The organism is Halomonas sp. H2, assembly GCF_050215315.1.
Classification (GTDB): Bacteria; Pseudomonadota; Gammaproteobacteria; order Pseudomonadales; family Halomonadaceae; genus Vreelandella.
Genome location: NZ_CP189760.1, coordinates 3,376,046 through 3,401,580 on the forward strand (window position 1 = coordinate 3,376,046; position 25,535 = coordinate 3,401,580).

Consider the following 25,535-nt stretch of genomic DNA (forward strand, 5'->3'; position numbering starts at 1 on the left):
TCGCAGCCTTCCCATCGCGTCTCTACTGCTCAACTGGTGGGCAGCCAGCCTGTGTATCGTCACATTACTCAGTGGATGCTTGGGCACTCTTTATGGACTTTTCCAAGAAACATTCGAGGTTTGGCTTTCACTGCTCCTCGCGATAGGAGCGGGTGCCCTATTGCATAGTGTGGTGATCGTACTCGCATTAACCATTTGCGTAATAGCCGAACCACCTAACGTGAGCCATACACACCACTAAGTTTTAGAAATATTTATCTAAAAACTGTTTTTTCATGATGGAAACCGCCCCCACAAACGTTAATGATTATAAAGATGATTCTTATTAGCGAAAAAAGGAGCGTTATCTCAATGCACTTAAAGGTTTTCCCCCGATCGTCAATCACCGCCGCTGTGATGCTGGGCCTGCTTGCCACTCAAACTCAGGTACAGGCCCAGCCCTCTGCGCAAAACTCAGTCGATGCGCCACAGCAGACTCCCTTTCAGCAGCTCTATACGTTCGACCTTCCCGAGCAGCATCTGCTCTACTCGTTGGGCGAGTTCACAGCGACTACCCAGATTTCCGTCGTTCGCCAGGATGGTCAACCTATCGACGGTACCGCACCTGCCTTACGCGGCGAAATGACAGCCGATGAAGCACTTCGCACACTGCTAGCCGACTCCTCACTAACTATTTCATACCGTAATGGCAGAACCGCCGAGCTGCTGGAGCCAGCAACCTCGCTTACCGTGGGCAACCAAACGGCCTTTAGCACCCTGACCGTATCGGCTGAGCGTATAGGTGACGATTGGGTATATCACGAACCGCGCGCAGTGAGTGTTATCAGCCGGGAACAGATTGATCGAACGCCGCCTCGCCATGCCGCCGATATGTTGCAGGAGACCCCGGGTGTCTACAGTGCGGTCAATGCCCAGGACCCAGGACTGTCGGTTAATATCCGCGGCATGCAGGATTTCGGACGCGTCAACATGATGGTTGACGGCATGCGCCAGAATTTCAACGATAACGGTCACCAGCAGCGCAACGGCACGATGTATGTTGACTCAGAACTATTGTCGGATGTGGTGATCGAGAAAGGCGCCAGCACGGGTGTACATGGTGCAGGTGCCATCGCCGGTAGCGCCAACTTCCGCACCATCGATGTAGATGATGTTCTTTTACCGGGTAAAGATATCGGCGTGCGCTTACGCGGCATGACCGGCGTAGGTGGCGAAGGCAATGGAGTCAACTTTATTGGTAGCGCGGCTGTGGCCGGGCGCCTTGGCGATCGCTGGGAACTACTGGCGGCACGCAGCAACCGTAATTTCGGCGAATATGCGCCTGGCCGTCGGCGCCCTAATTACGATTTCTTGACAGTCGGCGTGCAGGACCAATTTCACCAAGAACTCCAGCAAGATGTAGAGCGCGTTCGGTTTACCGACAACGAGCAAGACTCGAACCTGTTCAAAGCGCGTTTTCATATCGATGACGATCAGTCGCTAACGTTTTCCTACTTAGGCACCGAACTTTCTTACAACAACGTCTCTGACCGGCAGGTCTTACGAGCCGGAGAGGTAGTCGACGGCGATAATGCCTGGCGCCGCTTTGGCGATGCCAATACCACCTCCGATTCGGTCAGCCTGCGCTATAACCTTAACCCCTCCTCCCCTCTGCTTAACCTGGAGGCTAACGCCTACTTCGTTTCAACAGAAGGGCAGCGTTATACCGAAGCTGGCCGGCCTGTGGTTCAGGGTGGCACCAACATGACCGAGCTGGCCTGGATGATAGGCGTCTGCGAGACCAATCCGGTTCAGGATATGTACTACAACGCCTGCCGGGCGGGTCTGGATAACAATAACCGCACTCAAATCGATACCTACGGCTTTACACTGGAGAATACAGCGCGCTTTTCACTGGGAGGAATGGATGGCTTTTCCTCTAACCACGGGATCGAATACTTTATCGATAAAGGCGAATCGACGACGACGCAAGAGCGCGGTGGCCGTCAGTTTGGCGCTAACGACAACACCATGCAGCCCAACGGCGAACGCAGCATTGCCAGCGCCTTTGGTAACTTACAGTGGGAAAATGAGGCCTTTACCCTGGCGGCAGGGCTTCGCTACGACTACTACAAGCTTAAGGGATCAACAAAGTTGCCTGGAGTAGAGTGGACTTACTATGACCGCTATGCCAGGGCTTCGCGGTACGCAGAGAATCAGTTGGCAAGTCGAACCAGAAATTGTCATAACCCCTCCCCCGGTTCAAGTGAGCGCTCGATACAGATGGCTTGCGATAGCCTTGCTGCTTTTGAAGGCTACGCCAACGACCCAACCACTCTCCCCAACTATGAGACACATTGGCGTTACGAACCTACTTGGTTATCGGACACTGTGATGCAAGATTACGACGTCGATAACAGCATGGATAAGTTGCTGCCTACATTATCCGCAGCCTATCGCCCCAATGAGAACGTCGAGCTATTTGCTAATTGGGGCCGCGGCTGGCGGCCACCCGCACTCACAGAAACACTAATGCAGGGCAGCCACCCCGGCGACCCCTTCGCGGTGATGTTCCCTAATCCCCACGCCCAGCCGGAAACCTCACGCAGTTGGGATGTTGGCGCCAACTTTACCGCCCAGGACCTGTTTAAAAGTGGGGATCGCTTCTTCAGCAAGCTCTCCTACTACGACACCCGGGTGGACAACTACCTGATCACCTCCATGGTTAACGTGATGCCAGGGCAGCAAGGGGGGCTGGGCCACACCATGTTCGTGCCCAACCTGCTACCGATGAACTTCCGTGGCTTGGAGCTGGAGATCGATTACGACGCCGAACGTTGGTACACCCAGGCCAATTATACCCATGTACTGGGTAGCGATAATCAGTTCTGCCAGAAGATCTATCCATTGGGCAGCGGTAATATCCGCGAAGATATACCGGATGAGAACGGCAACTACTCTGACGCTCACTACGAAGCCATCGAGGCTGGCTACGACTCTTATGAGGCCATGCGAGATGACCTGACCTATTGCGGTATCGACGTGATCGGTATGAACAGCGCCCGTCAGTTGCCGATGGATCGCGGCAGTCTGGTATTCGGCACCCGCTGGTTCGACCAGCGCCTGGATGTGGGCACACGCCTTAACTATAGCGCCGCAGGCGGGCCAGAAGATTTCGACTTCGACCTATGGCCCAGCTACGTCACCTGGGATCTGTTTGCCAGCTACCAAGTCAACCCTAACCTGCTACTACGCGCCACCATGCTTAACGTGCGTGATCGCAACTACGTCACCGGCTACTCGGATATTTTCTCCAAGAGTTACGGGGCGGGCCGCACCCTAATGGCCGGGGCAGAACTGCGTTTTTAATTTAATGGCAGCGCGATTGTGCTGTTAACGAATATGCCCGCCAAGCGGGCATACAGGGCAGGTAACTCACCTTGCCTGCCAACTCACGGCCTCAAGGCCAACATTGTTATATAAAGGAGATTGAATAAGTACCCCAGGGCGTTAACCCATTACCACAGTTGTTATTGGTGCCACGGGTTTGCGTACCCGCTGGGGAGAAACGCGTTTTCACATAGTCACTGCCTGCCACTGGGCCTGCAATGTCCATCACCGTCGCGCTGGTAAGACGGCGGTTATAGCGGGAGCCAAGCACATGCGACCAGTGTCCGTTAGCGTCTTTCTCAACTTCCACAATAGTGACACCGTGAGCGTTGATTTCAGTACGCGACTCTTCGGCGGGGCGCTTGCCTTCAGCATCAGTGGGGCCACCTTGAGGAGCCCACAGCGCATCTTGTTCGATATATTCGTTGTTGAGCACCAGCACAAAGCGCCGTGAGGCGTTATCGGCATCAAGAGCAAAGCCAGCCATTCCATCGTGGTTCATACCCACACTCGCGGCTTGGCGCTCGGCAGTCATTGGCTGGTCGGACTGCCAGCTGTCACCAGCGTTCAACGGTGTGCCCCACGGCACCAGCACTTGGGCAACATAGCCTTCAGGCACTACGACAGCATCTGTTAGCGATCCTTGAACTGCCTCAAACGCCAGCGTCAACGGCGTTTTTTGCGCCCCGTTTGAAGCCAGTGCTTGGGCGGCGCCGCCAAAGCCAAGCATTGAAGCTGCAGCCAAGCCTAAGCCGCCCCGCATTACCGCTCGCCGAGAAACATGCTGCGCTAACACATCCGCAAACGGCTGGTTGCTGCTCTGGTTAAACAGGCGATGATCTTCAATTTCCTTGCTCATAACAACACTCCTCTCGTCACGGTTAACACGCGCTAGTTTTATGTTAAGAGGACACTAATCAATTTAAATGACAGGGTAATGACGAGAACTCTACTGTTAGGTGAACGCTCATTCGCAAGCTATTCCCCACCTTTTAAAACGGGCTGGTTTAGCATCTGCACAGTGGTTAGGTAAGGTTGGGAGTGATGGTTGTGAGAGGTAGCCAAATCTGCTAAATTAATGCTAATAGTTATCATTAGCACAGGAAACAGCCTCTCATGCAGCCCAGAAAAAAAGACATTCCGCCAGAAAGCTCGCCTAGCGCATCTCGCGAAGTGACAAGTCAGGCGCTGCTTGATCAAGACGGTCAGTTGGTTATTCACCATGAACAGCGACGCTATGTGCTGCGCCGCACGAAAAGCGGCAAGCTGATCTTAACGGCGTAAGCCTTTTTAAATAATCACGTACCTACTACTAACCCTTTTAGCCAGCCAGGTAGCCCATCGCACCCAGCCAGCAACATTATCCATCACTTTCTGCTGGAACTGTCTGGCCCATGAAACCAACTCACACGTTAGGCTTTTGCCTTACCTTACTCCCTCTTTTGCCTGCCAACGCCAACGACTCAGACTTAGCCCCGCTAACAGTCACCGGTACCCGCGCACCGACGGACCTGTCCCGCGCACCGCTGATTATCGACATCATCGACCGCCAAGACGCAACGCTTGCCACCGCGAGTCGCGTTGAAGACGTACTGAGCCGCCAGCCTGGCCTGCATGTGGCTGGCCAAGGGCGCCGTAACGGTCAAACACTGAGTATGCGTGGCTTCGGCAGCAATGGTGTCCTGGTGCGTTTGGACGGCGTTCGCCAGGATATTTCCACCGGCCATGTGGGCAACTTCTTCCTCGACCCAGCGCTGATTCAAGAAGTGCAGATTGCCCGTGGTTCGCTTTCCAGCCTGTACGGTAGCAATGCCATGGGCGGCGTTGTTAGCTTTACCAGCGTCGAGGCCAGCGATCTATTAGCCCCAGGTGACGATAGCGGTGCACGTCTTTCCCTAGGCGGGGCAACAGCGAACGACGAGCTACGCGGCAACCTAACGGCATTTGGCCGTCGCGATACAGCTAATGGGCAAGTGGATGGGCTATTTTCGGTGGGCCGCAGCGAGTCCGGCGATATTCGTCGCGCGGGCGGTGATGAAGCAATAGAAGATGCCAGCCTCAATAGCCTGCTTTTGAAAGGCGGCTGGGAACCAAGCGATGAGCAGCGGGTGTTTATTAGCTGGCAGCACTATGATGAGCGCGCCACCCAACCCGCTAATCCGCAGCAGCTATCAACCAACGCTAGCAACCCATTACGCGACCGTGATGTTGAGAGTAATAACGTACAACTTGGCCAGCGCTGGCAACCGAGTGGGGCCACTGAAATCACCTCTCAGCTTACCTTTAGCCAACAGGATATCGACGAACCACAGGCTAACCGTACCCTTGAGCGAGTCGGCCTGCAAAGCGATGGCTATCACAGCATCGACCATGGCTGGCTTTCACAAACACTGGTGTTTGGCGCTGAACTGGAGCAGGCCCGCCAACGGCCTAACGGTGAAGCGAATGGTTTCCCGAAGGCTGATATCGATACTCAGTCAGCCTATCTTGACACCACCCTTACCGCGGGCCGCTATTTAGCTGAGGGCGGTGCGGGGCAGTTTGACGTTGGCATTGGCGCGCGCTATGACCGCTATGATGCCAGTGGTAAAAACGATGCCGACAGCGTGCACGACCAAGTGTCGCCGCGCTTTCGTCTTGCCTGGCGACCCGATGACACCTTAATGCTGTTCTCCGGCTACGCCGAAGCCTTCCGCGCCCCCAGCCTTTCCGAGCTTTACGCCAACGAGCGTCACTTTGCCGGGTTCTGCGCTGGGCCATCTTTCTGCACGCCCGACAACTACTGGATTCCCAACCCGAACCTGTCGCCTGAAACCAGCCGCACCTGGGAAAGCGGTGTGGTATGGCACCAAGGCGACTGGCAGGCGCGCGCCAGCTACTTTGACACTCGTGCAGACGACTTCATCGACACCCAGGTCGATATCATGGCGGGCACCACTCAGGCCGTAAACGTGCAGCGTGCCCAGCTATGGGGCTATGACGCCCGCCTTACTTGGCAGCCTAGCGCATTCCCGCTACTAACCAGCTTTGTAGGTCTTTCAGAGGTATCCGGCAAAGATCGCGATAGTGGTGAGGCTCTGGGTAGCCAAACACCGCTGGAAATGACCCTGGGCAGTGATGTTGCGCTTTATAACAACGCTGTACGGATCGGCTGGCAAGGCCGCTTTGCCCAGGCGTTCGACAAACAGGGCGACGATGAACGCCTGCCAGGCTATGGGCTGCACGATATCCACCTTGCTTGGCAAATCACCCCCGCTATTGATACCGCGCTGCGCCTCGCCAACCTCGGCGACAAAGTGTGGTATCGCCCCGATGGCAGTCTGGGCGACGGACGTAGCCTGTTCGCCACCCTCAACTGGCAGTGGTAACTCCTTGCAATGTTAAGCCTAGAGGTGACGTATGATTGAGTCCCAGCAGATCGCAATTCTCGAAGCCTTTGACGCAGCACGAGCGGCACAGCCTCGCCTGCCAGCGATTGATATTGCCGAGCGCTTATCAATTAGTGAAGGCGAACTTCAGGCCGCGCGCTTAGGCCGTGACGTATGGACGCTGCCCCTCGCGCCGAAAGACCTTGCGTCTCGCCTCCCTCTGTTAGGCCGAGTCAAAGCGCTTACCCGCTCCCGTTTAGCCGTGCTTGAGCAAACCGGTGATTACCCTGACCTGGACGGCGGGCCGCAAACCGGCTTGCTGCTTGACCCAGGCGGCCTAGATTTACGGTTGCTGTACTCCCACTGGCACTGGGCTTGCCTAATTCGTGACCCCATGCCCACGGAGAACGAGCAAGGCCAGTGGCGCTGGAGCCTGCAAATTTTCAATCAGCATGGCTGCGCCATTCACAAAAGCTTTGCGCTGGAAAATCCGCTGCCCCGCCCATGGGGCGCATTAGCCGCTCTAGGCACCCTAGATACTCCTGCGTTTACCCAAAGCGTGCCTCGCTTAAAGCGTGCGCTTCCTGAAGCGCCGACACTCGCCAGCGAATGGGCGGCGATGCGCGATGTGCACCAATTTTTCGCCCTGCTGCAGCGCCATCGTCTGGAGCGTATTGAGGCCAACCAGCTGATGGAGGGCCACTACACCCGGGCGCTACCGGCTAACATACTGGAAAACCTGTTTCATCAGGCAAGCCAATACGCCTTGCCGCTCATGCTGTTTGTCGCCAGTCCCGGCTGCGTACAAATCCGCACGGGCACGCTGCCCACGCCCCAGCGCGCACGGGGTTGGCTGAATCTGTTTGGCGATAGCTTTACCCTGCACTTGGACGACACCGCCATTGATCAGGTGTGGCAAGTGTCTAAACCCAATCGTGACGGAGGCGTCACCAGCATTGAAGCGTTTGACGCACAAGGCGCATTAGTCCTGCAAATATACGCCGAGCGCCGAGAGGGCAATCCCGAATCCAGCGCCTGGCGGCAGCTATTGAATGAGCTTAATCAGCGTGAGGCCGTGGCATGAAGCAGCCTGTTCGACTGCTCTCCGGCGTTTTGCTTGCGCTGTTTTTCAGCCTGGAAACGAGCGCCAGCGAACGCTGGGTTGTGCTGGGTGGCGATATTGCTGAAACGCTTTCAGCCTTGAAGGCTGACATCAATCTGGTCGCCCGCGACGATACCGTTCTTTATCCTGAGCCCCTGACAGCGCTGCCCTCTGTGGGTTATTTGCGCCAGCTCTCGGCCGAAAGCGTACTGTCGGTTCAGCCTGACCGCATCCTTGCCAATCAGCATGCTGGCCCTAAAGAAGTGCTTGAACAGTTGGACGCTGTCGGCGTTACGCTGGATGTGGTTAGCGCACCCGCTACGCTAGCGGCCATTGCTGAAAAGGTTCGCGCGGTGGGTAGCTACACTGACCGGCGTGAACAAGCCAACGCTTTAGCGCAAACCTTGACTGACAAGCTTGAATACCTGGCCGACTTGCCCCCCTTACCTTCAACCCGGGCGATGTTTATTCTCCAGCATAGCGGCTTAACGCCGCGCGCCGCTGGTCGCCAAACTGCGGCGCATACGGCACTTGAAGCCGTCGGGCTGGAAAACGCCTTTGCAGCGATGGAGGGCTACCACAGTGTTGGCGCCGAGGCGTTGGTGCGCGAGGCGCCTGAGCTGATCATTATGTCAGCGCGCGGTTTAGACGCCATGGGCGGCCCAACGGCCTTATGGCAATTACCCGGTATGGCACTTACTCCGGCAGGCCAAGCGCAGCGGTTAATCGTTATCGATGATCAGGCACTGCTGGGCTTTGGGCCACGGGCGCCCGACCAGCTGTTAGCCTTACGCCAGGATGTTGAAGCGCTGCTCAACGCCTCGCCCACTGCACTGGCTGCGCCGTAATGGTCAGCTTAACGGCTTATCGTCAGCGTACGATGCAACCGATGGGGCGCGCCCCACGAGTCCTTATCGGTCTAACGCTTGCGCTATTACTTGCCTTGGCATGGGGCGCGGCGTCGGGAGCGTTAGGGCTCTCCCCATGGGCACTGCTAAGCGGCAATGCCGATACACTCAGCACACAGGTTTGGTGGCAGCTGCGCTTACCGCGCTTGCTGCTGGGGGTTGTCGTAGGCGCCATGCTTGCGGGCAGCGGCGCTGCCATGCAGGGGCTATTTCGTAATCCTTTAGCCGACCCAACGCTGCTCGGCCTTGCCAGCGGTGCCGGGCTATTTGTGGCGCTATGGATCGTTATTTTTCAGGATAGCGCCGTCAACAGCCTTTACGGCCAGTTTGCTGCTGGCTTTTTGGGCGCGCTGAGCGTATGTGTCATCGTGTTTGGCTTGGCCAAACGTCAGGGTGGGAGTGCCGCCGTTATGACCCTGCTGCTAGCGGGCCTGGCGATTAACACTCTGGCCGGCGCTGCAGGTGGCGTCCTTGCGTTTATCGCCAGCGATGAACAGCTGCGCCAACTGAGCCTGTGGGGCATGGGCACGCTAACCCATGCCTTATGGCGAACCACCGCTATCGCCTTGGTACTGATTAGCTTGGCACTATGGATGCTAATGCGCAGCGCCAGCGAGCTTGACCTGCTTCAACTAGGCGAAACCACGGCCCATGCGGCGGGGCTGGACGCCAACCGCCTCAAACGCCGCATTGTCGTGGCCACCTCACTTGGCGTCGGGCTGTGCGTAGCCCTCACCGGTGTCATTGGCTTTCTTGGCCTGCTGGTTCCCCACTGCCTACGGCTTTGGCTAGGGCCCGGACACAGGTTACTCCTGCCTGCCTCAATGCTGGGCGGTGCTTTGTTATTAGTGGTCGCCGATACCTTGGCGCGCACGGTAGCCGCTCCTGCCGAGATCCCGGTCGGGCTGCTAACGAGCCTTTTGGGCGGGCCCTACTTTCTGTATCTGCTTATGCGCCGGAGCCCGTCATGCTGACCCTGCATCACGCGGGGCTAACCTCAATTCCCGCACTAGCGCCCATGAATGGTGAGATCCATCCAGGCGAACTGCTCGCGATTGTAGGGCCTAATGGCGCAGGCAAGAGCACGCTGCTCAGCATGCTGTCAGGCTATCGCCGCTGCGAGCAGGGCACCGTACAGTTGGATGACCACTTGCTACATAAATGGGAGATCACCGCGCTCGCCAACCGTCGTGCGCTTGTCGCTCAGCAGGAGCCTGTCGGCTTCGATTGGCGAGTGGAAGAACTGGTGTGTCTGGGGAGCAACCCCGATAAAGCACTCATCGCCGAACTACTCGATGACCTGGACCTCGTCCCGCTCGCCAAGCGCAGCGTACTCTCGCTTTCGGGCGGCGAGCGCCAGCGAGTGATGATCGCCCGCGGCGCCTGCCAGTTACTCTCGCGGCGCTCAGACGCTGCCAGGGATGGCGGCCTGCTTCTGCTGGATGAACCCACCAGCGCCTTGGATATCGGCCAGCAGCAGCGGCTAATGCGTCAACTACGCACTTGGGCCACACGGCATCATATGGCCATCGTATGCGTCCTACATGACCTGAACCTGGCCGGCACTTACGCCGACTGCGTTTGGTTACTGCAAAAGGGACAGCGTATAGCGCATGGTAAACCCCGACACGTTTTAAAGACTACGACCATCGCCAAGGTGTATGGAGCGGAACTTTACTGCATCCAAAGCGACATGGCGTTGGCTCCTCTTATTACCCTTGCGCCGTGATTTTTTTATTAATGAGATGAGCAAGCCTCGCATGACCAAAACTTCTTCTGCTCTGCTTCGCATGTTTCTTAACGAGCGGCATCGTCTTATAAAACGTATCAAGCAGGTTGTTGGTAGCACTAGTGTTGCAGAGGATCTGGCACAAGACACCTTTGTTAAGCTGTGGCAACGCCCCTCTAAAGAAACAGATACTGCTGGCTTGCTACACCGCACGGCGCACAACCTAGCGCTGGACTATTTACGATCCCAAGGGGTGCGTAAGCGTCATCAAACTCAAGAATTTAATGCCACTATTGATGAGCCCCCTCAGGAGCCAAGTCCAGAACAAATTGCTCATAAGACTCAACAGTGGCAGAAACTAATCGATCAATTAAATACCCTTCCCCCCAGAACTAAACGCGTATTCCTACTCAATCGAATTAGCGGTGAGACCTATCAGGCTATTGCCGAGCGCTTGGGCATTTCTGTTAGCACGGTTGAAAAAGACATGATGCACGCGATGCGCCAGTGTCGTAAATGGAAAAAACAATCAATCAATGAGGAAAACATTCAGTCCACTCGTTGTATTAATAACAACAGGCCACGTTCCCAGGAAGGGTTAGACCGTGACTAAACCAAACGAACCTTTGAGCCAGCCAGCGCCATCGCCTGCAATAGATGACGCCACCATGGATGATGCCATCGCTTGGTATCTTAAACTCAAGGATGCAAGCGTCACCCAACATGATCAACAGGCGTTCAACGCGTGGCTACAACAAAGCCCGCTTCACCACTTTGCGTATCAAGAAGCGAAACAGCTTTGGCAGGATATTGAAGCCCCCATTCGCCTGTTTCACCTTCAACAGTCTGCCACGCCATCCAAACGGCGGAATGAACGACCGTGGGGATGGGCAGTCGCTGCCCTATGCATGCTCGGCTTGCTGTTGAGCCTTGAACTATGGCGTGAACCAGCCAACTGGGATCGACTGACAGCCGATGCCGTCACGACACCAGGGCAAATGAAACAACTTCTACTGGCAGACGGCTCGTCTCTTTTACTGGATGGGAATAGCGCGCTGGACATTGAGTTTGACGAAACCTACAGAGGACTAACGCTAAGACGCGGGCGATTATGGGTTGATGTTACGCAAGATGCCCAGCTCCCCTTCACCATTACCGCTGGCGAAGCATCGATAAAGGTTATCGGTACTCACTTTGCTGTGATGCATAGCACTGACAGTGTCACCGTGACGGTGGCAGAGGGGCAAGTAGCCATTACAGACAGTCAAGGACACCAAGCCCTGTTGGGTGGCGGTAAGCAAGTGGCACTTATCAATGGCGAACTTGGCCCTGTCTCACCGGTAGCTCTGCCTGTAGCACTTGGCTGGAAGGAAGGAAGAGTTGTATTCGATGACGCAGGAATGAGTGAGATCGTTGCTCAATTGGAACGCATGCTACCAGGCCGCCTACTACTCGATACTCACGCTTTTTCTGACGTACGTCTTTCCGGAAGCTTCCCTGTCGACCAGCCGGAGGCTCTGCTTTCAGCCTTGACTCATGTATCTGACATTGAGGTTCATCGCTTACCCGGCGATTTACTGTGGCTACGCACGGGGTGAAGTACTCATAGGTACTACACGCACACACGGGGATTGCGCCTCCATTTACGTCCCTGATTTCATTCATCTCACTAAAGAGAACGACTCATGGAAACACTTCTTTCCCCTTCAAGAGAGACGAATACTCTCCCCTTGAGCAAGCGTCTAAAGTTGGATACCCATACTGCTCATGAACATGTTGATAAAGCCATTATGGAACTCGCCCCTTTTGCCAGCCTGGAAGGCTACAAGAGATTTCTAACGGTTCAATATCAGTTCCAACGTCACACTGAAGTGCTTTATCTTCAGCCTGAGCTGAACGACTGGCTGGAAGGGCTGGCCGAGCGCAGTCGTTACCAAGCAGTGATCAGAGATTGCCAGGATCTTGCCCTCAACCTCGATGACTTGACTGACGATGCTCTCTCAGTACCCGCTATCGAATCTCAAGCGGCTGCGGTTGGCTGGCTTTATGTCAATGAAGGCTCGAACCTGGGTGCGGCTTTTCTGCTCAAATACGCCAGCCAACTTAACCTCTCCATCAATTTTGGTGCCCGTCACCTCGCCCCCAGCGATGCAGGACGTGGGTTGCACTGGCGCCGCTTCACTGCACAGCTAGACGCCATCCCGCTCTCTGAAGAACAGGCAAACGAAGCCTTAAACGGCGCCAGAGCGGCCTTTACTTTCGTTAAATCGCTGGCCTCTAACGTACTAACTAATAACCAAAAATAACGCCAAAAGAAGCGTTACTAAAACGATATAACGGGGAATTTTAGTGAACCAGACTCTACAGGGACACTCGTCCAGATTGCTTGTATACGCCTTTCCTGCCGCCTCTCTGTTGCTCAACTGGTGGGCAGCCAGCTTATTCATGATTTCACTGATAAGCGGGTGTTTAGGCTCACTCTATGGGCTAATGACAGAAACACCTAGCGTATGGATTTCGCTAATGATCGCCTTGGCAAGCGGCGTTTTTCTGCATAGCGTGCTGATCGCAGTTGCATTGACGATTGCCGTGACCGCCGAACAAACCTGCTGATGCAGTTCGCTCAACTACAAACGGCGGCTGCAGAAACTGAGCGCAACACCTTAGCGAAATGCTCAGGTGTTGCACTCAGTTTTTGCAGCCAAGCGGTAATGTACGCCGAGATAAGGCACATAATTGCGGAAATTAAACACCTTGGACTCATGAATAGTCACCAACCCGTGCACTTCTTTTCGTGTTATACCCTCTTCATTGGGAGTTATAAAACCACCATCGTTAAAAACGATACAATTACTTCCGCCATGAATGACAAAAATATCGTCGCCCATGCCACCCATTCGCATACCGTCTATGGTGAAGCCTCCACCAAGATAAACGCCTGAACCATGCCCGCTCCCTCATACCGGGAGGGAGGCATACGGTGATATCATCCCACTCGATTTCCTGAGCCATACCATCCCCCCCTTGAATGTACCTAATCTGCCTTTGATTTGATCACCATAAAATATAAACAATCTCAAATATAAGCAAATATCAATTGCAATTGATTATGATTAACCCCGAAGTTGAACGAGGGGTATATAACGCATGCTCGTATGCCCAGAGGGAAACCTGCATGCATGGCATGCCACGCATCGCGTCCCATACCACGGCCCCACAAAATAATTTGGCAAAAAATTTATTTCAGATGAGGGAAATTCTCATCCCAATCGTTAATTAAGATACAAACGATTATTATTAGCGTAACAAGGGAGCTTTATTTCAATGCATTTTAAGGTTTTTTCCCGATCCCCAATCACTGCCGCTGTGATACTGGGCCTGCTTGCCGCGCAAACTCAGGTATTGGCACAGGCCCAGCCCTCTGTACCGAACTCATCCAAGGCGCTGCAGCAAAATCCTTTGCAGCAGCGCTACACGTTCGACCTGCCCGAACAGCACCTGCTCTACTCGCTGGGTGAATTTACCGCTACCACGCAGATTGCTGTCGTCCGTCAGGATGGCCAGCCCATCAACGGTACCGCACCGGCCTTACGCGGCGAAATGACTGCCGATGAAGCACTTCGCACACTGCTAGCCGACTCGTCACTGACCATTTCATACCGCAATGGCAGAACAGCGGAACTGCTGGAGCCAGCAACCTCGCTTACAGTGGGCAACCAAACAGCCTTTAGCACTCTGACGGTATCGGCTGACCGTATAGGTGACGATTGGGTCTATCACGAACCGCGTTCGGTCAGTGTGATCAGCCGCGAGCAGATTGATCGCTTACCGCCACGTCACGCGGCGGACATGTTGCTTGAGACGCCGGGTGTCTACAGCGCAGTAAATACTCAGGACCCGGCGCTTTCGGTCAATATTCGTGGCATGCAGGACTTTGGCCGCGTCAATATGATGATCGATGGTATGCGTCAAAACTTTAACGAGAATGCCCACCAGCAGCGCAATGGCAGCATGTATGTGGACTCCGAGCTGCTGAGCGAAGTGGTCATCGAAAAAGGCCCCAGTTCAAGCATAAACGGTGCAGGCGCCATTGCTGGCAGTGCTAATTTCCGCACCCTTAACTATGACGACATCATCATGGAAGATAATAATGTCGGTGCTCGTATACGAGCCAATACAGGGATAGGCAATGAAGGTAATGGCGTCAATTTTATTGGCAGTGCCGCGATAGCGGCACGTTTTGGAGATCAGCTGGAACTGCTGGCAGCGAGGAGTCGGCGAAGCTTGGGCGAATACTCGCCGGGTCGCCGAAAGGAAAGCTTTGATTGGCTTCTTGTTGGCGTACAAGACGGTATTGAGGGCCGCAATAGTGAGCAGGCTGTCGACCGCGTTAAGTTCAGCGATCAGACCCAGGGCTCCAACTTATTCAAGGCTCGATGGCACCTGACACCAGAACAATCGTTGCAGTTCACCTACCTGGATACCGACATTTCCTATAACAACGTCTCCGATCGCCGGATTGTCAACTCCGGCGATGGGAGTGTACTTGACGGCGGCGATGCATGGCAGAAACGCGGTGATGCCCAGGCGACGTCACAATCCATCGGGCTGGAATACACCTTCAACCCTGACTCCAACTTGGTTGACCTTGACGCGAGAATTTATCGCGTTTCCACCGATAACGAGCGCTATACCCAGGAGGGGCGTCCGGTGATGGCGGGCGATACCAACATGACGGAAACCGCCTGGAACCTCGGACTATGCTCAACGCCTTTTCCTGATAGCTGGCGTAAGCAGTGCGAAGCAGGGCTTGGCTCTAATGTCACAACAAGCATCGATACCTATGGCCTAGCCCTAGAAAACACATCAAGGTTCTCATTAGGTGATGTTGAGGGCTTCCGCTTCAATCACGGCATCGAATATTTCCAAGACCGAGGAGACTCCAGTACCGAATATGACCGGCATGGTAGTGCCATCACTACATCCGAAAATACGCTTCAGCCCAATGGAAAGCGCAGCATCGCCAGCGCCTTCGGCAATTTAGTGTGGGAAAATAACACATGGACATTAGGCGGTGGCCTACGCTACGACTACTACCGTCTCAAGGGCGATACCCGCGTTACAGGAGTGGAATGGTCCTACTTAACCCGTCAGGAACAGTTTGACCAAAGGTTCGACGAGGCAGCCCAGCAAAGGATGCGTGATGCTGGCACCTATGATCTTATCTTTAATCGTGGTCAGTATGCGCCTGGGTATGACTCGGAGCATGGGCTGTACGCATATGAAGTTAACAATCGCGAGGACAAGCTGCTGCCGACTCTGCAGGCAGCGTATCGACCCTCTAGCTGGTTAGAGCTATTCACGAGCTGGGGTGAATCCTGGCGCCCACCGGCACTGACCGAAGCACTAATGGAGGGCAGCCATCCCAGTGACCCCTTCGCCATCATGTCCCCTAACCCCTACGCAGAGCCCGAGACCTCTCGCAGCTGGGAAGTAGGTTTTAATACCGTGTTTCAGGGATTGCTGACGGACAATGACCGTTTCCTTAGCAAAGTGACCTACTACGACACCCGCGCAGATAACTATCTAATTACCAGCATGGCCAATGCAATGCCCGGCGTAGTGGCGGGTGCTGGGTTGGGTAATACCATGTTCATCAATAACCGCCTTCCCATGAATTTTCGTGGCATCGAGCTGGAACTCGACTACGACGCCAGCAATTGGTACACGCGTCTGAACTACACCCACGTGCTAGGCGGTGACCAAGGTTTCTGCCAGGAAAGATGGCCACTGGGCAGCCATCAACCCCAGTTTGATATGCCTGATGAGGCTGGCAACTATACAGCAGAGCATCAGATGGCGATCGAAAACGGCTACGACTCTTACGAAAGTTTCCTTGATCAACAGATGGTCTGCGCGGTTGGAGGCCAGGCGGCAGGCTATGGCATGAACAGCGCCCGCAATTTGCCAATGGACCGAGGAAGCTGGGTAATCGGTACACGCCTATTCGACGAAAAGCTGGATATGGGTACCCGACTCAACTACAGCGCCGAGGGCAAGCCAGAAGATTTCGAATACGCCATCTGGCCCAGCTACGTTACCTGGGACCTCTACGCAAGCTACCGCTTCAATGACCATCTACTAATGCGCGCCTCCATCGAGAATCTACGTGACCGTAATTACGTCTCAGGATACTCAGATATCTTCTCCCGCACCTATGCGCCAGGTCGTACAGCAATGGCAGGAATAGAGTTGCAGTTCTGATGCTATAGCGGTTGCTGTAGCTGAAGGCTCATATCCCTTTAGGGTATGAGAAGTGGGCATGGCGATAATGCCCGTTAGAGCTCGCCGGATAGGCCGACGAGTCTCTCTTAATCAAGTAAAACGAAAGGAGTATATAAAATGTCTATTTCCTATACTTACGATGAAAACAACTTCCCTGGTGAATTTGCAGTAGGTAGCCTAGAAAGTTTGCTGCTGGCTTTCCAGAGTGACGGTGTCGACGGTGAACACCCTGCTAATACTGGCGGTTTCTACGAAGATGGCAGCCTCTCATCCAATCCTTTCTCTGGTGATACCTATGCGATGGCCCTCAATGGAGGTGACTTTGCCTTCTCGGCAACGGGTGATATCACTTACGACTTCCCCAGCCATACGCTACACGGCACCCTGACTGGGTTGACGCTGGGAGGCGGCCTAAATAGTGATGGCACGGTATCCGATGACTTCATCACTTTTGACTTCAACGCGCCGCTGGATGGTGATCTTGCCGATGGTCGAGAGAATGCGGTCCACGACGTAATTTGGGGCTTAATGAATGGCTCAGTGGAGGGTTGGGACAGCAGCAGCTCAGTTAGCCAGGGCGGCTTGCTAGCAGTACTGGACGATGCTGGTCTGCTTGGCGATGCCATTCCGGCTTCTGCAACCGGCGTTCAAGAGTTCAGCGAATTCGATTTCGCTCTGGCTGCGTGAGCAACGCCATCGCTATAAATAGCTAATAAAAAAGGCAAGGGGAATCCCCTTGCCGCAACGTTCAAACACCGCGTCATGGGCTTTATGCCTTGGCGCGGTGCCTCGGCATTCTCGCCCGATGAGACGAGAAGTCAAGCAGAGACGTGACAAAAGCACTAATGAGAGAACGAATTCGAGACGAATTGCTATGGCGATTCGTTGATTTGTTACGTCTATTTTCAGGGACATAGCCAATGACCCCCTCCCAACGCCAGCCCGGAAACGAACTCTACCGAGCGCTCGGCCGCTATCGCGGCACACTGCGCTCGGTAGGGCTGTTCAGTGCGGTTATCAACCTACTGATGCTAGTGCCGCCGCTGTATATGTTGCAAGTCTATGATCGCGTACTGGCTTCCGGCAATACCACCACGCTAGTGATGCTAACCGGCATGGCACTGGGGCTGCTGGCATTAATGGGTGCCTTGGAGTACATACGCAGCCTGGCGGTCATTCATATTGGCGAGCGGTTTGATGAGCAACTGAGGGAGCGTGTTTACGCCGCCGCTTTCGAGCGCGGCTTAAGCGGCCAGGCTGCCCAGGCGGGGCAAGCTACACGTGACCTTGACTCGCTGCGCCAATTTATCACCGGCAGTGCGGTATTCGCGTTCTTCGATGCTCCCTGGTTCCCGTTGTATTTGCTGGTGATGTTTATGTTCCACCCCTGGATAGGTTGCCTGGCGCTGGGGGGCGCCGTGGTACTGGTGGGCTTAGCGTGGCTGAATGAACGGCTTTCCCAGCCGCCGCTGCGTGAAGCGGGTGTGCTTTCTGTACAAGCTAATGCCATGGCGGAAGCACAACTGCGCCATGCCGATGCCATCGAGTCGATGGGTATGCTGTCGGTCTTTACCCGCCGTTGGTCGCATTTTCACGATGGCTTTGTTGCGCTGCAAGGGCTGGCCAGCGAGCGTACCGCCCTGGTCACCGCTATATCCAAGAGCCTGCGTGTTGCGTTGCAGTCACTGGTGTTGGGGTTGGGCGCTTGGCTAGCGATTGGCGGGCAGATCAGCCCTGGCACGATGATCGCGGGCTCTATCCTGATGGGCCGTGCACTCAGCCCCATTGACCAGGTCATTAATGCCTGGCGGCAGTGGTCGTCGACACGGCTGGCTTACCAGCGTTTGGGTAACCTGCTAACAGCACACCCGGCCCGCCAATCAGGCATGGACCTACCTGCCCCGCTGGGCAAGCTTGATGTGCAGTCGGTGAGCGCCATGCCGCCCGGCGGAAAAACACCCACGCTGGTTCAGGTGGGCTTCCAATTGGAAGCAGGCAGTGCGCTCGGTGTTATCGGGCCTTCGGGATCAGGCAAATCTACTCTGGCTAAACTACTGGTGGGCGTTTGGAAGCCGAAGATCGGTACTGTCCGGTTAGATGGTGCCGATATCCAACGTTGGAACAAAGCGTTGCTGGGACCACATATCGGCTACCTGCCTCAGGATGTCGAACTTTTCGCCGGTACCGTAGCAGAGAATATCGCCCGTTTCAGCGAACCAGAGCCCAATACAGTCGTCGAGGCCGCCAAGACCGCGGGCGTACACGAACTGATTCTGGCCCTCCCCAATGGCTACGACACCTACTTGGGAGATAGCGGAATCGGCCTTTCGGGTGGGCAGCGCCAGCGTATTGCCTTGGCCAGAGCGCTCTACGGCCCCCCTGCGCTCGTCGTCTTGGACGAACCCAATGCAAACCTTGATGACGCCGGAGAAAAAGCACTATTGGAAGCGTTGCAGCGATTGCGCGAACACCACGTTACGGTGGTGCTGATCACCCACCGCCCTCAGGTACTCAAAGCTACCTCTCACTTGCTAGTACTACGTGAAGGCCGCCTGCAGAAGCTCGGCCCCACTGAAGAGATCTTGCAAGCCCTGAGCGCTGCCCGCCAAGCGGCGGCACCTGCCAATGGCGCGATGGCCACCCCGTATGCGCAAGGCGCTTATAGCTACGGCAATGTTTCCATCAATCGTCAGGAGCAGCGCGCATGACCCTTCGCGATATCTCGCAGGCGCCGCCTGCTGCAAAACCGCATACCTCCACAGCCACACCAGACTGGCAAGCACTCGCCATGCACCGTAAGCGACGACCACTACGCATAGGGAGTTGGCTACTACTGGGAGGCTTAGCACTGTTTGTGGCTTGGGCAGCCTGGGCACCGCTGGATAATGGTATCGCGGTACCCGCAACAGTGGTTGTCTCCGGCAATCGACAGGCGGTTGAGCATCCAACCGGCGGTGTTATTGGGCGGCTGTGGGTACGTGAAGGAGACCAAGTGACAGAAGGCCAGACACTGATCAGCCTGGACACCACGCGGTTGGAACATCAAGCCCGTGCACTGCGCTTACAGCGGGCATCATCACTGGCAGAAACAGCACGCTTGGAGGCCGAGCGTGACCAACTAAGCACTATTAGCATGCCTTCTGACCTGATGAGCAGTGCCGATGTGGATGTCGGCACCATGCTGGCATTGCAACGCCAGTTATTTACCAGCCGGCGTAATGCCCTGGCCGCTGAAATATCAGGGATCGAGGCCAACCTTGATGGTCAGCGTGCCCGGGTGGCGGGGCTAGAGTCCTCGATGACCCAACAGCGGCGGCGCCTGTCAGCCTTGGGTGAGCAGCGCAACAACCTGCGTGAGCTGGCTGCCGACGGTTATATTCCCCGCAACCGGCTGCTGGAAATCGAAAACAGCTATGCCCAGCTGCAGGCTAACATTGCCACAGAGACCGGCACGTTGCAGCAGACCCGACGCCAGATTGATGAGTTACAGCTTCGCCTGACCCAACGCAATGAAGAGTACCAGCGTGACGTGCAGGAGCTACTGTCCCAGGCACGCTTACGTGCACAGGAGCTAACTAGCCAGCTGGCAAGCACCGAGTTTGACTTGGCCCATGCCGAGATACGCGCTCCTCGCTCAGGAACGGTGGTGGGGCTAACCCAGCATACCGAAGGAGGTGTGGCCCAGCCCGGTGCCTTACTGATGGAAATTGTCCCCCAAGGCGAACCCTTATTGGTGGAGGGCCAGTTGCCCGTTGAACAGATTGACCGAGTGCACGCGGGCCTGCCAGTTGAGCTTGCCTTTACCGCTTTCGAGCGTAGCAGCACACCACGCATACCCGGGGTTGTCAGCCAGGTTTCCGCCGACCGGCTCACCAATGAACAGACAGGGCTGCCTTATTACCGGATGTATATCGAAGTAGCCAACGATGACCTCTCCCCCTTAGGCAGCCAACCACTCAAAGCGGGTATGCCGGTCGAAGCCTTTGTGCGCACTGGCGAACGCACGCTGCTCAACTATCTGTTTAAGCCACTGCTTGACCGCGCCCGCACGGCTTGGGGGGATGCATGATTCGCACTGCATTACTGCGATACCGCACTTGGTTGTTGATGGCTTGCCTCTGCTGCTCTTTCAATGCGTTCGCACTGGACTTCCGTGAGGCCTACGAACTGGCCAAGCAGCATGATCCAGGCTGGCTGGCCGCACAGAGCGAGAGTGCAGCCGGGCAACAGGCCCGAGCGCTAGGGCGATCAGCGTTATTGCCCTCTCTCAACTATCGCTACTCACGGGCTAAAAACTGGTCGGAAGTGCGGCAGGAAACACCGCTCGGCGCGACCACAAACGATATGGATTACACCAGTTACTCCTCTTCTTTCACACTAACGCAGCCCTTGCTGGATGCGGCGGCTTTCGCCCAGTATCAAGCTGGCAAAGCACAGGCCCAAGCCGCTGAGCTGACGCTTGAGCGCGCCCGTCAGGCGCTAGCCGTTGAAGTTCTCCAGGCCTATACGGGGGTGCTTTACGCCCACGACGATATCGAACTGGCAACAGCCCACCTGCGCGCCCTGCAAGAAGAGCACCAGCGTAGCCAGCGTTTTATTGATTATGGCGAGGGCACCCGTACCGACCAGTTAGAGATTGCGGCCCAGACACGCTTGGTGGAAGCCCAACTGATTGAAGCCGAAGACCGCTTGAGTGATGCCCACAATGTGCTGCGCGCCCTGACTGGCACAGGTGCCCCACCCGGTGCACTCGCCCCACTGCAGGCCGACCGGCTAGCCCACAATCTACAAGCTACTCAAGAAAACTCCGTGTTATCACTGGAGCAGTGGCACGAACGCACGCTAGCCCATAACCCTGAGCTGGCCGCCCAGCGCAGCCTACTGGAAGCTGCTCGTCACCAACTGAACCAGCAACGCGCCGGACACCTGCCAAATGTGCGCTTATATGCACGCAGCCAGCTCTCTGACTCCAACTCTGAAAACGTCATTGGTCAGCGTTACGACACTGATAGCATTGGCATGGAAGTCAACTTACCGCTCTATTCAGGCGGCCGAGTCGTGGCGGCTAGCCGTCAGGCAGACAATACCTATGCACAGACGCGCCATGAATTGGATGCCGCCACAATAGAATTGCTGAACGACGTTGAGCGCCAGTACCGTTTAAGCCGTAGCAGCCAACAACGTATTGAGGCCTATCAGCAGACGGTAGACGCTGCAACAGAACGCCTGGAAGCCACACGGCGAAGTCTTCTGGGTGGCGAACGAACCAATTTGGATGTGCTAAACGCCGAGCGTGAACGTTTCGAGGCGCTACGCGACCTATCCCGTGCCCGCTATGACTATCTATTAGCTTGGCTAACACTACGCTGGCAGGCAGGGGTATTAAATGATGAGGACATTTCCCAAGTTGCTGGCTATTTTTAGTAGTAACCTAAAACTCACCAGCATAATGAGGTAATTTCTACTCACAGCCGTTTATAACTTAAGTGCAGAGATAAGGCCCATAGGAATGTGACTAGATGACACTGATACGTATTCTTTGGGTGGGCTTGGCAGGGTTGAGTTTTAGCATCGGAGTACTAGGCATTTTTCTACCCCTGCTGCCTACCACCGTGTTTATGCTAATGGCGGTTTACTGCGCCTCCAGAGGTTCGCCGCGCTTCGAGGTTTGGATCCGCTCCCGCCACTATGTCGGTCCCCTACTGGTTAACTGGGAACAAGAGCGCGCCATACCCAAGCGCGCTAAGATTTTTGCCGTTTGCACGATAGCGTTGAGTGCAATAATCACCTTTTGGTCACTCGGGCCTGGCTGGTTAAGCGGGGCAGTGGTAGCTCTACTAATGCTGATTGCACTTTGGCTGGCTACCCGGCCAGAGCCTTCTTCTCATAGTTAAGTGTGACTGGATAGTTCATCGTTTAGTGAAGTGATCGCCACTTCCAGCTGTAGCGCTGCTTGGGCTCGATATGGGCTGGTATATCGTGTGCTTGCATCACAGTACCGTCATGGCTTTCAACCCTACCTGTCTATAACATTCATAAAGCGAGCCGCCAGGAGTTTGCACTTCTTTAACACTAAGCTTCCAATAAGGACGGACTCTATGCGCGATGAGGAAAAATACACAAATTCAGAGGAGCAACTGCTCTATCTTCAAAAGCGGTTAGATGAGGAAGATACCGCCGCCCTAAGCGAGCTGTTTACTGAACTCGATATTTTATCGATTGCGCGCACGCTGGAGTCTTTCCCAACTAAAACTCGCGACCGATTGTGGGAGCACATTCCTGAAGCACTGCTCGGTGAAGTGCTCGCCGAAGTCGATGAAGATATTCGTGCCGACTATATTGAAGACCTTTCTGCCAGCGATGTAGAACAAATCGTTAAAGGCCTAGATGCCCAGGAAGTGGCTGAAGTTCTCGACGTCGCCGACGAAGAGATTAAAACGACCGTCTATGCCAGCTTAGATCAAGAGATCCGCGCCCAAGTTGAGAACCTTCATTCTTATGAAGATGACGTGGTCGGCCGTTACATGGACCCAGAAACGGTCAATGTAAAACAGGGCGTATCGCTGGAAGCCGTACAACGCTATATCCGTATTCATCAGCTGTTGGATGATGAATCGCAACAGATCATGATTACCGACAAGGATAAGCGCCTGCTGGGCACGCTGACGCTCATTGATCTAGTCAAACAGCCGCAGGAAAGCGTCGTTGATGAGTACATGGCTGCCCCCTTCACGCTTAATGATCAGATGAAGGTGAGCGAGGCTGCCGCACTGCTCCGCTCTAAAGAGCTGCCTTTTGTCCCTGTTTGCGATAGCGACGGGCTGTTAGTGGGCCAGTTGAACGCTGCTGATGTATTAGAAATCACCCAAGATGATGCTGACATGACGTTAAAACACATGTCGGGCGTCAGCGACGAAGAAGAAGTCTTCACCCCGATACTCCGCAGTGCAAAGAGCCGCGGCATTTGGTTGGGTATTAACCTGCTCACTGCCTTTTTAGCGGCCTTCGTAATTGGGCAGTTTGAAGAGGTGCTGGATCAAATTGTAGCGCTAGCCATCCTGATGCCGGTGGTCGCGAGCATGGGCGGAATTGCGGGCAGCCAAACCCTCACGGTGGTGATACGCGGCTTAGCACTCGGTCAGCTCGCCGGTAATAACAAACAGTGGCTCTATAACAAAGAACTGTGGGTGGGGATGAGTAACGGCTTGGTGTGGGCACTCGTCGTTGGTGGTATTTCCTATCTGTGGTTCGGCGATCCGCTGATTACGCTGGTGATTACGTTGGCCATCTTTGTGAATATGAGCCTTGCTAATTTATCAGGCGTGCTGATTCCCTTAGTGCTGAAAAGATTACAAATAGATCCCGCATTATCAGGTGCCGTCATTTTAACCACCGTTACTGATGTGGTCGGCTTTATGTCGTTCCTGGGGTTAGCTACTTTAATTATCCTATGACCACGTGTTCCTAGCGGGCACTGCAACATTTGCAAGGAGCAATCACTAAGCACCGCTTGACTTGGGGGAGGTGCCCATATATTTCTGCTATGTGCGGCACGGCTCCGGATACCGCTGGAAATCAGGCAATAGGGCGACTCTGATGAGTGAGTCATCTTCTACACAAGATGCCAATGCGAATGGCGTGCTCAAAGCGGAGAGGAAATCACATGCCGAGAAACAGCATCGAAGGAACCCGGCATCTCGGTGACCGCCATCGGACCTGGCCCGATGGACACGCCGTTCTTCTATCCGGACGAAGGCGAGGATGCTGTCGCCTATCACAAAACAGCGGCGGCGCGCTCTCCCTTCTCGAAGACCGGTCTGACCGACATCGCAGATATCGCGCCCTGGATCACCTTCATGGTCTCCGACGGCTGGTGGATGGCCGGCCAGACGATCCTCGTGAATGGCGGTTACACCACCAAGTAAACTCGACGGAGGCGGCGGGGCATCGGCTCCGCCACCTTTCTGGATTCCAAGAGACGTAAACGCAGCGAAGGGATTTCAAATGGCGGCTTCAAATATTGTTCTCAAGACCAGCCAGGGTGTGCGTCGGAAACCGCGGCGTATTCTTTCCATTGTTTCGAATACCGCCGAGCTCAAAGGATTTCCGGTCGGCTTTTTCGCTGAGGAGATGACACGGGCCTTTCTGATGTTTACCGAAGCGGGACATCAAGTCGATCTCGTCTCGCCAAATGGGGGCGAAGTGATGTTCGATACTCACAGCGACCCGCGCACCCCGAATGGCGCCTATTCGGACGATCTGATCAGCCTCGGCTTTGCCCATCATGCGCAGTTTGGCGAGATGTTAAAGGATACGCCGCCGATAAGTTCGGTGTCGGTAGATGATTACGATGCGGTCTGGGTTGCCGGTGGCGGCGGGCCATTGCTGACCTTTCGAGACGATACCGCGCTGCATGCGCTGATCGCAGCGTTCTACGAGAAGGGCAAGATCGTCTCGCTCATTTGTCACGGTTCCTCCCTACTGCTCTGGACAAGACTGTCGAACGGAAAGCTGCTGGCCGAGGGAAAGAAGTGGACCGGTTTCACCGATGCCGAGGAAGAGGCGGTCAATACGGCCTTCGGCATGACCCTGAACGACTACACGATCGAGGCGACGGCGAAGGACATGCTCGGAACAGAGTTCCTATGCCGGGACGCCAACGAGCCCTTTGCGATCCGGGATGGCCGCCTGATCACCGGGCAACAACAGTACAGCAGCGGCCTGACAGCTGAACTGGTGCTCGAAGCACTGGATGAAGTCGAGTGAACGACCGC

21 protein-coding genes are annotated in these 25,535 nt (G+C 55.1%); 19 read left to right on the plus strand and 2 right to left on the minus strand.

All coding sequences use genetic code 11. From position 1 onward, the window contains the following. Nucleotides 1–351: 351 nt before the first annotated feature. Entirely contained in the window at nt 352–3,348 is a 2,997-nt protein-coding gene (locus ACQE2I_RS15725) for a TonB-dependent hemoglobin/transferrin/lactoferrin family receptor (protein WP_427028999.1), read from the plus strand. A 106-nt stretch (nt 3,349–3,454) separates the two neighbouring features. Here the strand turns inward: ACQE2I_RS15725 and ACQE2I_RS15730 are convergent, their stop codons facing one another. After that, nucleotides 3,455–4,228, minus strand: coding sequence for a PhoX family protein (locus ACQE2I_RS15730; RefSeq protein ID WP_318781450.1), 774 nt, complete (start codon nt 4,226–4,228; stop codon nt 3,455–3,457). A gap of 257 nt (nt 4,229–4,485) precedes the next feature. On the opposite strand from ACQE2I_RS15730, the gene hemP reads away from it, so the two are divergent. From hemP to ACQE2I_RS15775, 9 genes are all read left to right on the plus strand, one after another. Further along, on the plus strand, nt 4,486–4,653 hold the full coding sequence (hemP, locus tag ACQE2I_RS15735) for a hemin uptake protein HemP (protein ID WP_125752040.1): 168 nt from the start codon (nt 4,486–4,488) through the stop codon (nt 4,651–4,653). Between the two features lie 110 nt (nt 4,654–4,763). Beyond that, on the plus strand, nt 4,764–6,737 hold the full coding sequence (locus tag ACQE2I_RS15740) for a TonB-dependent receptor domain-containing protein (protein ID WP_427029000.1): 1,974 nt from the start codon (nt 4,764–4,766) through the stop codon (nt 6,735–6,737). Between the two features lie 31 nt (nt 6,738–6,768). Beyond that, complete coding sequence (locus ACQE2I_RS15745) at nt 6,769–7,821, plus strand: ChuX/HutX family heme-like substrate-binding protein (protein WP_192535737.1); 1,053 nt, start codon at nt 6,769–6,771, stop codon at nt 7,819–7,821. After that, the gene (locus ACQE2I_RS15750) at nt 7,818–8,687 is read left to right on the plus strand and encodes a heme/hemin ABC transporter substrate-binding protein (protein WP_192535738.1); all 870 of its coding nucleotides are present in this window, start codon (nt 7,818–7,820) and stop codon (nt 8,685–8,687) included. Before ACQE2I_RS15745 ends, ACQE2I_RS15750 begins: the two co-directional genes overlap by 4 nt. Before the next feature lie 41 nt (nt 8,688–8,728). After that, a complete protein-coding gene (locus tag ACQE2I_RS15755) occupies nt 8,729–9,721 on the plus strand; it encodes a FecCD family ABC transporter permease (protein ID WP_192535848.1) in 993 nt (330 codons plus the stop codon). Continuing rightward, a complete protein-coding gene (locus tag ACQE2I_RS15760) occupies nt 9,715–10,476 on the plus strand; it encodes an ATP-binding cassette domain-containing protein (RefSeq protein WP_192535739.1) in 762 nt (253 codons plus the stop codon). The genes ACQE2I_RS15755 and ACQE2I_RS15760 overlap by 7 nt, the downstream gene beginning before the upstream one ends. Before the next feature lie 31 nt (nt 10,477–10,507). Then, nucleotides 10,508–11,089, plus strand: coding sequence for an RNA polymerase sigma factor (locus ACQE2I_RS15765; protein ID WP_192535740.1), 582 nt, complete (start codon nt 10,508–10,510; stop codon nt 11,087–11,089). Then, nucleotides 11,082–12,074: a FecR family protein gene (locus ACQE2I_RS15770; protein WP_192535741.1), complete on the plus strand. Its 993-nt coding sequence runs from the start codon at nt 11,082–11,084 to the stop codon at nt 12,072–12,074. The genes ACQE2I_RS15765 and ACQE2I_RS15770 overlap by 8 nt, the downstream gene beginning before the upstream one ends. 87 nt (nt 12,075–12,161) lie before the next feature. Next, nucleotides 12,162–12,782 (plus strand): biliverdin-producing heme oxygenase, encoded by a 621-nt coding sequence (locus ACQE2I_RS15775; protein WP_192535742.1) that lies wholly within the window; start codon nt 12,162–12,164, stop codon nt 12,780–12,782. Nucleotides 12,783–13,151: 369 nt separating this feature from the next. Here the strand turns inward: ACQE2I_RS15775 and ACQE2I_RS15780 are convergent, their stop codons facing one another. Beyond that, nucleotides 13,152–13,373, minus strand: coding sequence for a hypothetical protein (locus ACQE2I_RS15780; protein WP_427029001.1), 222 nt, complete (start codon nt 13,371–13,373; stop codon nt 13,152–13,154). A 427-nt stretch (nt 13,374–13,800) separates the two neighbouring features. Here ACQE2I_RS15780 and ACQE2I_RS15785 point away from each other — a divergent pair, with 427 nt between their 5' ends. The 9 genes from ACQE2I_RS15785 to ACQE2I_RS15825 all read left to right on the plus strand — a co-directional run bounded on the left by ACQE2I_RS15785 (nt 13,801) and on the right by ACQE2I_RS15825 (nt 25,527). Next, the gene (locus ACQE2I_RS15785) at nt 13,801–16,740 is read left to right on the plus strand and encodes a TonB-dependent hemoglobin/transferrin/lactoferrin family receptor (protein ID WP_427029002.1); all 2,940 of its coding nucleotides are present in this window, start codon (nt 13,801–13,803) and stop codon (nt 16,738–16,740) included. Nucleotides 16,741–16,878: 138 nt separating this feature from the next. Further along, nucleotides 16,879–17,448 carry a heme acquisition protein HasA gene (locus ACQE2I_RS15790; protein ID WP_427029004.1) on the plus strand — a complete coding sequence of 190 codons (570 nt, stop codon included), beginning with the start codon at nt 16,879–16,881 and terminating at the stop codon, nt 17,446–17,448. Between the two features lie 233 nt (nt 17,449–17,681). Further along, complete coding sequence (locus ACQE2I_RS15795; protein ID WP_427029005.1) at nt 17,682–19,469, plus strand: type I secretion system permease/ATPase; 1,788 nt, start codon at nt 17,682–17,684, stop codon at nt 19,467–19,469. Further along, the gene (locus ACQE2I_RS15800) at nt 19,466–20,830 is read left to right on the plus strand and encodes an HlyD family type I secretion periplasmic adaptor subunit (protein ID WP_427029007.1); all 1,365 of its coding nucleotides are present in this window, start codon (nt 19,466–19,468) and stop codon (nt 20,828–20,830) included. Before ACQE2I_RS15795 ends, ACQE2I_RS15800 begins: the two co-directional genes overlap by 4 nt. Next, nucleotides 20,827–22,185, plus strand: coding sequence for a TolC family outer membrane protein (locus ACQE2I_RS15805; RefSeq protein WP_427029008.1), 1,359 nt, complete (start codon nt 20,827–20,829; stop codon nt 22,183–22,185). Before ACQE2I_RS15800 ends, ACQE2I_RS15805 begins: the two co-directional genes overlap by 4 nt. A 95-nt stretch (nt 22,186–22,280) precedes the next feature. Continuing rightward, nucleotides 22,281–22,655 (plus strand): YbaN family protein, encoded by a 375-nt coding sequence (locus tag ACQE2I_RS15810; protein WP_427029009.1) that lies wholly within the window; start codon nt 22,281–22,283, stop codon nt 22,653–22,655. Between the two features lie 204 nt (nt 22,656–22,859). After that, nucleotides 22,860–24,215, plus strand: a complete 1,356-nt coding sequence (mgtE, locus tag ACQE2I_RS15815; RefSeq protein WP_427029010.1) for a magnesium transporter — start codon at nt 22,860–22,862, stop codon at nt 24,213–24,215. A gap of 246 nt (nt 24,216–24,461) precedes the next feature. After that, a complete protein-coding gene (locus tag ACQE2I_RS15820; RefSeq protein WP_427029011.1) occupies nt 24,462–24,686 on the plus strand; it encodes an SDR family oxidoreductase in 225 nt (74 codons plus the stop codon). A gap of 79 nt (nt 24,687–24,765) precedes the next feature. Then, the gene (locus ACQE2I_RS15825; RefSeq protein ID WP_427029012.1) at nt 24,766–25,527 is read left to right on the plus strand and encodes a type 1 glutamine amidotransferase domain-containing protein; all 762 of its coding nucleotides are present in this window, start codon (nt 24,766–24,768) and stop codon (nt 25,525–25,527) included. Nucleotides 25,528–25,535: the final 8 nt, after the last annotated feature.